9 protein-coding genes are annotated in these 12,332 nt (G+C 73.1%); 8 read left to right on the forward strand and 1 reads right to left on the reverse strand.

What is annotated here, in order from left to right; translation table 11 throughout:
* Positions 1-41: 41 nt before the first annotated feature.
* The 4 genes from JNW98_RS08145 (at position 42) to JNW98_RS08160 (ending at position 3,160) form a co-directional block, all read left to right on the forward strand.
* Positions 42-689 (forward strand): SACE_7040 family transcriptional regulator, encoded by a 648-nt coding sequence (locus tag JNW98_RS08145; protein ID WP_308015523.1) that lies wholly within the window; start codon positions 42-44, stop codon positions 687-689.
* Between the two features lie 123 nt (positions 690-812).
* On the forward strand, positions 813-1,970 hold the full coding sequence (locus JNW98_RS08150; protein ID WP_223767417.1) for an acyl-CoA dehydrogenase family protein: 1,158 nt from the start codon (positions 813-815) through the stop codon (positions 1,968-1,970).
* Positions 1,971-1,999: 29 nt separating this feature from the next.
* The gene (locus tag JNW98_RS08155) at positions 2,000-2,890 is read left to right on the forward strand and encodes an acyl-CoA thioesterase (RefSeq protein WP_223767418.1); all 891 of its coding nucleotides are present in this window, start codon (positions 2,000-2,002) and stop codon (positions 2,888-2,890) included.
* A gap of 54 nt (positions 2,891-2,944) precedes the next feature.
* Positions 2,945-3,160 carry a hypothetical protein gene (locus tag JNW98_RS08160; protein WP_223767419.1) on the forward strand — a complete coding sequence of 72 codons (216 nt, stop codon included), beginning with the start codon at positions 2,945-2,947 and terminating at the stop codon, positions 3,158-3,160.
* 117 nt (positions 3,161-3,277) lie between these two features.
* Here JNW98_RS08160 and JNW98_RS08165 read toward each other — a convergent pair whose 3' ends face one another.
* Positions 3,278-4,087 (reverse strand): phosphatase, encoded by an 810-nt coding sequence (locus JNW98_RS08165; RefSeq protein WP_223767420.1) that lies wholly within the window; start codon positions 4,085-4,087, stop codon positions 3,278-3,280.
* A 142-nt stretch (positions 4,088-4,229) separates the two neighbouring features.
* Here JNW98_RS08165 and speB point away from each other — a divergent pair, with 142 nt between their 5' ends.
* The 4 genes from speB (at position 4,230) to JNW98_RS08185 (ending at position 12,130) form a co-directional block, all read left to right on the forward strand.
* Positions 4,230-5,207 (forward strand): agmatinase, encoded by a 978-nt coding sequence (gene speB / locus JNW98_RS08170; protein ID WP_223767421.1) that lies wholly within the window; start codon positions 4,230-4,232, stop codon positions 5,205-5,207.
* Between the two features lie 197 nt (positions 5,208-5,404).
* Complete coding sequence (kdpB, locus tag JNW98_RS08175) at positions 5,405-7,546, forward strand: potassium-transporting ATPase subunit KdpB (RefSeq protein WP_223767422.1); 2,142 nt, start codon at positions 5,405-5,407, stop codon at positions 7,544-7,546.
* Between the two features lie 105 nt (positions 7,547-7,651).
* Positions 7,652-11,449, forward strand: coding sequence for an ABC transporter ATP-binding protein (locus JNW98_RS08180; protein WP_223767423.1), 3,798 nt, complete (start codon positions 7,652-7,654; stop codon positions 11,447-11,449).
* Between the two features lie 45 nt (positions 11,450-11,494).
* Positions 11,495-12,130 carry a hypothetical protein gene (locus JNW98_RS08185; protein ID WP_223767424.1) on the forward strand — a complete coding sequence of 212 codons (636 nt, stop codon included), beginning with the start codon at positions 11,495-11,497 and terminating at the stop codon, positions 12,128-12,130.
* Positions 12,131-12,332: the final 202 nt, after the last annotated feature.

The raw sequence follows: 12,332 nt of genomic DNA on the forward strand, positions 1-12,332 counted from the left end.
GGCCGCTAACGGCGCTGTCTACAATTTGTTCGGTGACCCCTGTGAACCCCGCCCCCACCGATGCGAGCCCCGCCCGCACCGCTCCCTCCGTCCCCGCCCCCACGCGCCGCGAGCAGATCCTCCGCGAGGCCGCGCGCCTCTTCGCCGAGCGCGGTTTCCACGGCGTCGGGGTGGACGAGATAGGGGCCGCGGTCGGCATCAGCGGCCCGGGGCTCTACCGCCACTTCGCGGGCAAGGACGCGATGCTCGCCGAGCTGCTGGTCGGCATCAGCGGCCGGCTCCTGGCGAGCGGCCGGGAGCGGCGGGCCGCGGCCGAGGCGGCGGACGCCGGTCCGGCCGCCGTCCTGGGCTCGCTCATCGACGGGCACATCGACTTCGCCCTGGACGACCGGGCGCTGATCATCCTGCACGACCGGGAGCTCGGCCAGCTCCGCGAGGCCGACCGCAAGCAGGTCCGCTCGCTCCAGCGGCAATACGTCGAGCTGTGGGTGGACGTGGTGCGCGCGCTGCACTGCGGGGTCGCCGAGGACGACGCGCGGGCCGCCGTGCACGCGGTGTTCGGCCTGCTCAACTCCACCCCGCACCTCGGCCGCGTCGGCGGGCTGCCCGGCCGCGACGCCACCGCGGCGCTGCTCCGCCGGCTGGCGCACGGCGCCCTCGCGGCCCTCACCGGCCCCGCCCGCCACTGACGTTCCGGACGCGCCCAACCCCGGCGGGATCTGGACAGTCCCGGAGACCGCCGGGTAGCTTTCGCTGAGCAAGCGCTCAGCCGACCGCGGGCCGGCGGAACCGGCCCCGCCGAGGGGGTAGTTGTGCGTCGGACGGTGTTCAACGAGGACCATGAGGCGTTCCGGGAGACCATCCGCGCCTTCGTCGCCGCGGAGGTCGTCCCCTGTTACGACGAGTGGCGCGAGGCCGGGCAGGCGCCGCGCGACTTCTACAAGAAGCTCGGCGAACTCGGCGTCTTCGGCATCGAGGTCCCTGAGGAGTACGGCGGCGCCGGCGAGACCAGCTTCAAGTACCAGGCCGTCATCACCGAGGAGTGCGCCCGCGCGGCCGTCAGTTTCGGCGGCAGCAGCGTGCACACCGCGCTCGTCCTGCCGTACCTCCTGAAGTACGCCACCGAGGAGCAGAAGCGGCGCTGGCTGCCGCCGTTCGTCAGCGGCGACATGATGACCGCCATCGCCATGACCGAGCCCGGCACCGGCTCCGACCTGGCCGGCATGAAGACCACCGCCAAGCTCTCCGCGGACGGCACCCACTACGTCCTCAACGGCGCCAAGACCTTCATCACCGGCGGTGTGCTCGCCGACCGCGTGATCGTCTGCGCCCGCACCGCCCCGCCCACCCCCGAGGACCGGCGCGGCGGGATCACGCTCCTCTTCGTCGACGCCCGCTCCGAGGGCTACGCGGTCGGCCGCAAGCTGGAGAAGCTCGGCCTGAAGACCTCCGACACCGCCGAACTCTCCTTCACCGACGTCAAGGTGCCCGTCGGCGACCGGCTCGGCGAGGAGGGCAAGGCCTTCTCCTACCTCGCGCACAACCTCCCGCAGGAGCGGCTGGGCATCGCCTTCTCGGCGTACGCGCAGTCCGCCGCCGCCGTGGAGTTCGCGCGGAAGTACGTGGCCGAGCGCACGGTCTTCGGGCAGCCGGTGGCCTCGTTCCAGAACACCAAGTTCGTCCTCGCCGACTGCAAGGCCGAGGTCGACGCCATGCAGGCCGTCGTGGACCGGGCGCTGGACGCGCACGACGCGCGCGAGCTGAGCGCCGCCGACGCCGCGTCCGCCAAGCTCTTCACCACCGAGCGCGCCGCCGTGGTCATCGACAAGTGCCTCCAGCTGCACGGCGGTTACGGCTACATGATGGAGTACCCCATCGCCCGGCTGTACGCCGACACCCGCGTCAGCCGGATCTACGGCGGCACCAGCGAGGTCATGCGCTCCATCGTCGCCAAGTCGATGGGCCTCTGAGCACCTTCGGAAACGGAACGGCACCGCACGTGAACGAACCCCCGGCCCCGCTGCAGGACCTCCTGGACCTCCTCGACCTCGAACGGATCGAGGAGGACATCTTCCGCGGCACCAGCCGGCCCGCCCTCATCCCCCGCGTCTTCGGCGGCCAGGTCGCCGCCCAGGCGCTGGTCGCGGCCGGCCGGACGGTCCCGGACGACCGGTTCCCGCACTCCCTGCACGCCTACTTCCTGCGGGCGGGCGACCCCGGCGCGCCCATCGTCTACACGGTGGACCGCATCCGCGACGGCCGCTCCTTCACCACCCGCCGTGTCGTCGCCGTCCAGCGCGGCCGGCCGATCTTCCACCTCTCGGCCTCCTTCCAGCTTTACGAGGAGGGGCTGGAGCACCAGGAGCCGGCCCCGCCCGCGCCCGACCCGCTCACCCTGCCGACCGCCGCCGAGCTGCTGCCCCGGTACGCCGACCGGTTCGCGGGCCCGGACGTCGTCGAACGGCTGCTGGAGGCCCGGGCCGCGGTCGACCTGCGGTACGTCGGCGACCCGCCGTTCGCCCGCTACGGGGAGCCGCGCGAACCCCGGTCGCAGGTGTGGTTCCGCACCAACGGCAAGCTCGCCGACGACCCGCTGCTCCACGTCTGCCTGGCCACCTACGTCTCCGACATGACGCTGCTCGACTCCGTCCTGCTCGCCCACGGGCGCGGCGGCTGGGTGGTCGGCGACGTCGTCGGCGCCAGCCTGGACCACGCGATGTGGTTCCACCGGCCGTTCCGCGCGGACGAGTGGCTGCTCTACGACCAGGAGAGCCCCACCTCCCAGGGCGGCCGGGGGCTGGCCCGCGGCCGGATCTTCACGGAGGGCGGGGAGTTGGCGGTGTCGGTGATTCAGGAGGGGCTGGTGCGGACGCCGCGTGCGCTCGGCTGAAGGGTCGTCAGTGCCGCCCGGTAGGCTCTTCCGCCGGAAGAGGGGGAGAGACCTGTGCGCAACGTCCTGTTGATGGCCGCGGGGGCCGTCGTCATCGTCCTGACGATCCTGCTGATGTTCTTCTGGCACCAGTGGCTCCTGGACCTCGCCGGCAACCCCCGGTTCGCCGCCGGCCTCGCCGGACGCGCCGCCGAGGCGGGGGCGCTGTACGGCGGGACGTGGCTGTGCGTCCGCGGCTGGAACGGGCGGAACGGGCGCCGGGCGGCCTGACTATCCAGCCCGTTGGGGGTGCCCCCTCTGGGGGAGTTTGAGGACGAGCGGCGAAGCCGCGACAGGGGGTCTGGGGCGCAGCCCCAGGAAGCGGCGAAGGGGTGGGACCGGGGCAGCTCACCCCACCGCCGGCAACCCCGCCGCGTCCAGCAGGTACGCCGTCATCGGCTCGTAGAACCGAGGGTCGACGACATGGTCGTCGAGCGGCACGGCGACCCGGAGCAACCCCTCCGCCTCCGCGAGGAACAGCGCCGGATCGTTGCAGTCCGCGAAGCCGACCGTGTCGATCCCGCGCTGCGCCGCGCACCCCGCCCAGCCGTGGTCGGCGACCACCAGGTCGGGCCGCGGGCGGCCCTCGCGGGCCAGCCCGTCCAGGACCGCCGCCATCGGGGCGGGGGAGTGGGTGTGCCACAGCGTCGCCCCGCGCTCGAACACCGCCACGTCCGCGACCTGGTACACCACGCCCTCGTCCGCCCGCAGCCCGCCGGGCACGGAGACGATCTCGCAGCCGGCGGCGCGCAGGGCCGCGGCCGTCGCCCGGTGCACGTCCAGCAGGCCGCCGGGGTGGCCGGTGGCGAACAGCACCCGCCGCCGCGCCTCCGCCGCCTTCCGCAGGAACAGGGCCGCCCGCTCCAGCGCGGCGATCGTCAGCTCCGGGTCGATGGCGTCCTGCCCGGACCGCAGCGCGGGGTCGTCGCTGACCCCGCAGCGCTCGGCCATGACGGCCAGCACGTCCTGCTCGTCCGTCCAGCGGTCGCCCAGCTCCACGCCCAGCCAGTGCGACCGGTCGCCGCGGGCGAGCGCGCGGTAGTGGTCGAGGCTGTTCTGCCGGGGCGTGGCGACCACCCCCGCGATGCGCGTCCGGACGAGGTGGTCGAACAGCTCGGCTCGGCTGGGTACGGTCTGCGGCGTCGGCATGCCCCCCATTCTTCCCCGCGGGCCGCGATGGACGCCGTGTCCATAAGGGGAGCCCGGACCCACAGTTCCGTATATGTGCGGAATCCCGGCCCCTGCCTACCCTCTGGTACGTCCCCGTACGTCCCAGGCAGCGATCCGAGAGGCTCCCCGCATGACCACCGTCGCCCCCCGTGAACCGCGCGGCCCCGTCGACTCGTCCCGCATCCCGCGCTACGCCGGACCGGCGACCTTCGCCCGCCTGCCGCGGCTCGACGAGGTCGGCACGGCCGACGTCGCGGTCGTCGGCGTGCCCTTCGACACCGGTGTCTCCTACCGCCCCGGCGCCCGCTTCGGCGGCAACGCCATCCGCGAGGCCTCCCGGCTGCTGCGCCCCTACAACCCGGCGCAGGACGCGTCGCCGTTCGCCCTCGCGCAGGTCGCGGACGCCGGTGACATCGCCGCCAACCCGTTCGACATCAACGAGGCCGTCGAGACGATCGAGGCCGCGGCCGACGACATCCTCGGCACCGGCGCCCGCATGATGACGCTGGGCGGCGACCACACGATCGCGCTGCCGCTGCTGCGCTCGGTCGCCAAGAAGCACGGCCCGGTCGCGCTGCTGCACTTCGACGCGCACCTGGACACCTGGGACACCTACTTCGGTGCCGAGTACACCCACGGCACCCCGTTCCGCCGGGCCGTCGAGGAGGGCATCCTCGACACCTCCGCCCTCTCCCACGTCGGCACCCGCGGCCCGCTGTACGGCAAGAAGGACCTGACCGACGACGAGAAGATGGGCTTCGGCATCGTCACCTCGGCGGACGTCTACCGCCGCGGCGCCGACGAGGTCGCCGACCAGCTCCGCCAGCGCATCGGCGACCGCCCGCTGTACATATCGATCGACATCGACTGCCTCGACCCGGCGCACGCCCCCGGCACCGGCACCCCCGAGGCCGGCGGCATGACCTCCCGCGAGCTGCTGGAGATCCTGCGCGGCCTGGCCTCCTGCAACCTGGTCTCGGCGGACGTCGTCGAGGTGGCGCCCGCGTACGACCACGCCGAGATCACGGCCGTGGCCGCGTCCCACACGGCGTACGAGCTGACGACGATCATGTCGCGGCAGATCGCGGCCGGGCGGGCGCAGGGCTGACCCCGCACGACGGGCCCGTTGCGTGGCACGTGGTGGCCCGCCGCGTGGCGCACGTGGCGGGCTCGTCGCGTAAAAGCGGCGTAAGCCCGGGCAGCCGGAGCGACAAGGGCGCGTAAGGAAGCGGTCACCGGGCGTGCCCGGCACGGTTGGGTGGGGTCACCGTCCACCCCGCCGCGACCGCGAAGGCCACCCCTCTGATGCTGCGCCTGCTCCCCGAACAGGAAGCCACCCCGCCGAGTCCCGCCCCGGCCGGAGGAGGGCGGCGCCGGCACCGGCGGGTGGCCGGGGGCGCGGTCGAGCCGCGGCAGCTGCTCGCGTCCTTCCCGGACGCGGTCCGCAAGCTGGACCCCCGGGTGATGGTGCGCAACCCGGTGATGTTCGTGGTGGAGGTCGGCTCCGTCCTCACCACGCTCTCCGCGATCGTCTCGCCGTCCGTCTTCGCCTGGCTGATCAGCTGCTGGCTGTGGCTCACCGTCGTCTTCGCCAACCTCGCCGAGGCCGTCGCCGAAGGGCGCGGCAAGGCGCAGGCGGAGACCCTGCGCCGGACCCGGAGCGCGACCGTCGCCCGCCGGCTGCGGTCCTGGCGGGTCGGCATGGGACGGGACGGCTGGGAGGAACAGCGGGTCCCCGCGGCCGAGTTGAGGCCGCAGGACTTCGTGGTGGTCGAGGCCGGCGAGACCGTACCGGGGGACGGCGAGGTCGTCGAGGGCGTCGCCGCCGTCGACGAGTCGGCCGTCACCGGCGAGTCCGCCCCGGTGATCCGCGAGGCGGGCGGCGACCGCTCGGGGGTCACCGGGGGCACGACGGTGCTCTCCGACCGGATCGTCGTCCGGATCACCTCCCGCCCCGGACACACCTTCCTCGACCGCATGATCTCGCTCGTCGAGGGCACCACCCGGCAGAAGACCCCCAACGAGCTGGCCCTCAACATCCTGCTCGCGTGCCTGACGGTCATCTTCATCCTCGCCGTGGTGAGCCTCCAGCCCATGGCCGGCTGGGCGGGCGCCCAGCAGAGCATCACCGTGCTCGTCGCCCTCCTGGTCACCCTCATCCCCACCACCATCGGCGCGCTGCTCTCCGCGATCGGCATCGCGGGCATGGACCGGCTGGTCCAGCGCAATGTGATCGCCCTGTCCGGGCGGGCCGTGGAGGCCGCCGGGGACGTCAACACCCTGCTCCTCGACAAGACCGGCACCATCACCCTCGGCAACCGGCGGGCGGACTCCTTCGTCCCGGTCAAAGGCGTCCCCCGGGAGCTGCTCGCCGACGCCGCCCAGCTCGCCTCGCTGTCCGACGGGACGCCCGAGGGCCGCTCGATCGTCGAACTCTCACGGCGGCAGGGCGTCCACCGCGACGAGGCCGACTTCGCGCACGGCCGGTTCGTGCCGTTCTCGGCGCAGACGAGGATGAGCGGCGCCGACTTCGCGCACGGCGACGCGTTCTGCCGCATCCGCAAGGGCGCGGCCGCGTCCGTCATCCACTGGGTCACCCAGCGCGGCGGCGAGGTCCCCGTCGACGCCCGCTGGATCGCCGACTCCATCGCGGCCGGCGGCGGCACCCCGCTGCTCGTCGCCCTGGAGGACCACGACGGCACCCGCGTCCTCGGCGCCGTCCACCTCAAGGACGTCGTCAAGGACGGCATGCGCGAGCGGTTCGAGGAACTGCGCCGCATGGGCATCAAGACCGTCATGGTCACCGGGGACAACCCGCTCACCGCCAAGGCCGTCGCGGCGGAGGCCGGCGTGGACGACTACCTGGCCGAGGCCACCCCGGAGCGCAAGCTCGCCCGCATCCGCGAGGAGCAGGCGGGCGGCAACCTCGTGGCGATGACCGGCGACGGGACGAACGACGCGCCCGCGCTGGCCCAGGCGGACGTCGGCGTCGCCATGAACACCGGCACCTCGGCCGCCAAGGAGGCCGGGAACATGGTGGACCTGGACTCCAACCCCACCAAGCTCATCGAGATCGTCGAGGTCGGCAAGCAGCTGCTCATCACCCGCGGGGCCCTCACCACCTTCTCCATCTGCAACGACGTCGCCAAGTACTTCGCGATCGTCCCCGCCATGTTCGGCGGGGCGGCGGGCTACGGAGGACTGGAGAAGCTCAACATCATGGGCCTGCACAGCCCGTCCTCGGCCATCGCCTCGGCGATCGTCTTCAACGCCCTGGTCATCATCGCCCTCATCCCGCTGGCCCTGCGCGGGGTGCGCTACGCCCCCTCGTCCGCCCACGACCTGCTCCGCCGCAACCTGAGCCTGTACGGCCTGGGCGGCCTCGTCGCCCCGTTCCTCGGCATCAAGGCCCTCGATCTGCTGATCCAGTACGTGCCGGGCATGTGATCCCGCCGGCCCCTCGTGTAGCGCCCCTCGTGTTGCGGCGGGATGAAATCCGCCGCCCCCGGCGTTTGCGCCTCTCGGTAAGGCGTACGAGGCGGGAGGACCCGGGTGGCGGTTCAGGCGGAGAAGGCGGCGAAGGCGGAGCATCGGACGGACGGTCCCGGCTGGGCCAGGCGGCTCGCCGGGTACTGCTGGCGGTACCGGCGGGCCGTGCTGCTCGCCCTCGGGTCCTCGCTGGGCGGCATGGCCGTCACGGCCCTCGTCCCGCTCATACCCAAGGTGATCATCGATGACGTCATCGGTGGTCACCACCGCTCCCTGGCCCCCTGGGCCACCCTGCTGATCGTCGCCGCGGTCGTCGTCTACGGCCTCACCTACGTCCGCCGCTACTACGGCGGCCGACTGGCGCTCGACGTCCAGCACGACCTGCGTACCGAGATGTACGCGTCCATAGCCCGGCTGGACGGCAAGCGGCAGGACGAGCTCTCCACCGGCCAGGTCGTCGGCCGGGCCACCAGCGACCTCCAGCTGATCCAGGGCCTGCTGTTCATGCTGCCGATGATGATCGGCAACATCCTCCTCTTCCTGATCTCGCTCGTCGTGATGGCGGTCCTGTCGCCGCTGCTCACCGTCGTCGCCCTCGCCGTCGCCCCCGCCCTCTGGTTCCTCGCCTCCCGCAGCCGCGTCAAGCTCTTCCCCGCCACCTGGTACGCCCAGGGGCAGGCCGCCGCCGTCGCCGGCGTCGTGGACGGCGCGGTCGGCGGCGTCCGGGTCGTCAAGGGCTTCGGGCAGGAGGCCCAGGAGTCCGGGAAGCTCCGGAAGGTCAGCCGCCGGCTGTTCGCCGGGCGGCTGCGCACCGTCAAGCTCAACTCCCGCTACACCCCGGCCCTCCAGGCCGTCCCCGCGCTCGGCCAGGTGGCCATGCTCGCGCTCGGCGGCTGGCTGGCGACCCGCGGGCAGATCACGCTCGGCACGTTCGTCGCCTTCTCCACCTACCTCGCGCAGCTCGTCGGCCCGGTCCGGATGCTGACGATGATCCTCACCGTGGGCCAGCAGGCCCGCGCCGGCGTCGAGCGCGTCCTGGAACTGATCGACACCGAGCCGGTGATCGACGAGCGTCCCGACGCCCACGAGCTGCCCGCCGACGCCCCCGCGACCGTCGAGTTCGACGACGTCTCGTTCGGCTACGACCCCGCGCGGCCCGTCCTCGACGGCGTCACCCTGCGGATCGAGCCCGGCGAGACGGTCGCCGTCGTCGGCGCGTCCGGCAGCGGCAAGTCGACGCTGTCCCTGCTGCTCCCGCGCTTCTACGACGTGACGTCCGGCGCCGTCCGCATCGGCGGGCACGACGTCCGCGACCTCACCCACGCCTCGCTGCGGGCCGCGATCGGGCTGGTGCCGGAGGACAGCTTCCTGTTCTCCGACAGCGTCCGCGACAACATCGCGTTCGGCCTGCCAGGCGCCACCGACGAGCAGGTCCGCACCGCCGCCCGGGCCGCGCAGGCCGACGGCTTCATCTCCGCGCTGCCCGAGGGCTACGACACCAAGGTCGGCGAGCAGGGCCTGACCCTCTCCGGCGGCCAGCGGCAGCGCATCGCCCTCGCCCGCGCGATCCTCGCCGACCCCCGGCTGCTCCTCCTCGACGACGCCACCTCGGCGGTCGACGCGCGCGTCGAGCACGAGATCCACGAGGCGCTGCGCGGCGTGATGGCCGGCCGGACGACGCTGCTGATCGCCCACCGCGCGTCCACCCTCGGCCTCGCCGACCGCATCGCGGTGCTGGACGGCGGCCGGCTGGTGGACGTCGGCACGGCCGACGAGCTCCAGGAGCGGTGCGCCCTCTACCGGCGGCTGCTCACCGACCCCGACGAGCTCGGCGGCGTCGCCAAGGACCCGGCGGGTGCGACGGAACCGCCCGTCGACACGGTCGAGGACGCGGTGGACGGCCGCGTGGACGGCGTCACGCCCGCGCTCTGGAACCGGGACGGCATGGCGGAAGCGGACGATCCGCACGGCTCCCTCACCGGCATGCCCGCCACCCCCGAACTCCTCGCCAAGGTCGCGGCCCTGCCGCCGGCCACCGACACCCCGGACATCGACGAGGAGCGGGCCGCCCGCCCCGAGGAGGCGTACGGGCTGCGGCAGCTGCTGCGCGGCTTCGGCGCGCCGCTGGCGGTGAGCCTGCTGCTGGTGGCGGTGGACGCGGTCGCCGGGCTGCTGCTGCCGGTGCTGATCCGGCACGGCATCGACCAGGGCGTGGAGCGGATGGCGCTCGGCGCGGTCTGGGCGGCGTCCGGGCTGGCGCTGCTGGTCGTCGCCGCCCAGTGGGCGGCCCAGGTCGGCGAGACCCGGATGACGGGCAGGACCGGCGAACGCATCCTGTACTCCCTCCGTCTGAAGATCTTCGCGCAGCTCCAGCGCCTCGGCCTCGACTACTACGAGCGCGAGCTCACCGGCAAGATCATGACCCGGATGACGACGGACGTGGACGCCCTGTCCACGTTCCTCCAGACCGGTCTCGTCACGGCCGTCGTCTCCGTCCTCACCTTCCTCGGCATCCTCGTCGCGCTGCTCGTCATCGACGTCCAGCTGGCCCTGGTGGTCTTCGCGACGCTGCCGCTGCTCGTCGTCGGCACGGTCTTCTTCCGGCGGCAGAGCGTCAAGGCGTACGAACTCGCCCGGGAGCGGGTCGGGCTCGTCAACGCCGACCTCCAGGAGAGCGTCGCCGGCCTGCGCATCGTCCAGGCGTACCGCCGCGAGGAGGCCGGCGCCGACCGGTTCGCCGAACGGAGCGACGGCTACCGGCGGGCGCGGGTGCGGGGGCAGTGGCTGATCTCGGTGTACTTCCCCTTCGTCCAGCTCCTGTCGTCGGTGGCGTCGGCGGCGGTGCTGATCGTCGGTGCGGGGAGGGTGGACGACGGGACGCTGACGACGGGCGCGCTGGTCGCCTATCTGCTGTACATCGACCTGTTCTTCGCCCCCGTGCAGCAGCTCTCGCAGGTCTTCGACGGCTACCAGCAGGCGACGGTGTCGCTGGGCCGGATCCAGGCGCTGCTGCGCGAGCGGACGTCCACGCCGGTGGCGGCGGACGCGCGGGCGGTGGGGAAGCTGCGCGGCGAGATCGTCTTCGACGACGTGCACTTCCGCTACGGTTCGGACGACCCCGATTCCGACTCCGGCACCGGTGGTCGCGCCCAGGCCCTCACCGGCATCGACCTGACCATCCCGGCCGGCCAGACCGTCGCCTTCGTCGGCGAGACGGGAGCGGGCAAGTCCACGCTGGTGAAGATGGTCGCCCGCTACTACGACCCGACGTCGGGGGCGGTCCGGGTGGACGGGGACGACCTGCGGGAGCTGGACCCGGTCGCGTACCACCACCGCCTGGGCGTCGTCCCCCAGGAGCCCTACCTCTTCCCCGGCACGGTCCGCGACGCCATCGCCTACGGCCGGCCGGACGCGTCCGACGCGGAGGTGGAGGCGGCGGCGCGGGCGGTCGGGGCGCACCCGATGATCGCGACGCTGGACGGCGGCTATCTGCATCCGGTCGCGGAGCGCGGCCGCAACCTGTCCGCCGGGCAGCGCCAGTTGATCGCCCTGGCGCGGGCGGAGCTCGTCGACCCGGACATCCTGCTGCTCGACGAGGCGACGGCCGCCCTCGACCTCGCCACGGAGGCCCTGGTCAACGAGGCGACGGACCGCCTGGCGGGGCGGCGCACGACCCTCGTCGTCGCCCACCGCCTGACGACGGCCGCGCGGGCGGACCGGGTGGTCGTCCTGGACGGGGGCAGAGTCGTGGAAGACGGCACCCACGCCGAACTCCTGGCGCTGGACGGCCGGTACGCGGAGCTGTGGCGCACGTTCGCGGGCGGCGCGGGCCGGGAGGAGGCGCTCGGGGTGGGCGCCTGAGGACGGGCTTGGGGCGTGTCATGGCGTCACCTCTAGGCTGACGCCATGACGTCACACCCGCACCAGCCGTTGCTGCGCCTGCTCTCCGACACCCACGTCCCCGCCGACGTCCGGCACGCCTTCGGCTACCTCCGCCCGGTGGCCGAGGGGCTGGTCGAGGGCATCGCCCTCGACACCCCCGACTCGATCGTGCTCCTGGACGACAAGGGCGTGGCGTCGGACGGCGACCCGGCGGCCCTGCGCGCGGCGGCCCGCGCCAACCTCGCGGCGCTGCCGATGGGCCACGACCGGCTGGACCGGCCCGACGGGACCGTCCTGTACATCGTGGGCGCGGGTTCCGCGCACGCCGCCAGCAAGATCCTCGTCCTGGACGAGCTGGTCCGCGAGGTCACCGGGCAGGCGCCGCCCGCCGAGGGCGTCCTCGTGACCGTACCGAGCCGGCACAACCTCGCCTTCCACCCCGTCGTGGACGGAACGATCGTCAGCGCCGTCAACGACCTGGCGGCGTTCGGTCTCGGCGCGTACCAGGACAACCCCGATACCTGCCTCTCGCCCCGGGTCTACTGGTGGCAGAACGGCACCCTGACCTCGCTGACGGTCATCGACCACGAGACGCGTCAGTTCTCCATCCGGCCGCCGGAGGAACTCCTCGCCATTATGCGGCGGTTGGCCGGGGTCTGAGTGGAGGTCCGCCTTCCGAACCATCCGCAGGGCTACAGGAGATCACGGATCGGGGGATACGGCACGGCTCCGGAAGTGAACTCCTTGTAGGCGCCCTGCGGGTACGTCATGATCGCCCAATGGGCGCTCTTCGCCCCTCGGACGGTGCGGAGTGCGCACATCACCGCCCCGGCACGCGACGTCGCGTTTCCGGGAATCCTTC

It is taken from the genome of Streptomyces huiliensis (assembly GCF_020037025.1).
Lineage (GTDB): Bacteria > Actinomycetota > Actinomycetes > Streptomycetales > Streptomycetaceae > Streptomyces > Streptomyces huiliensis.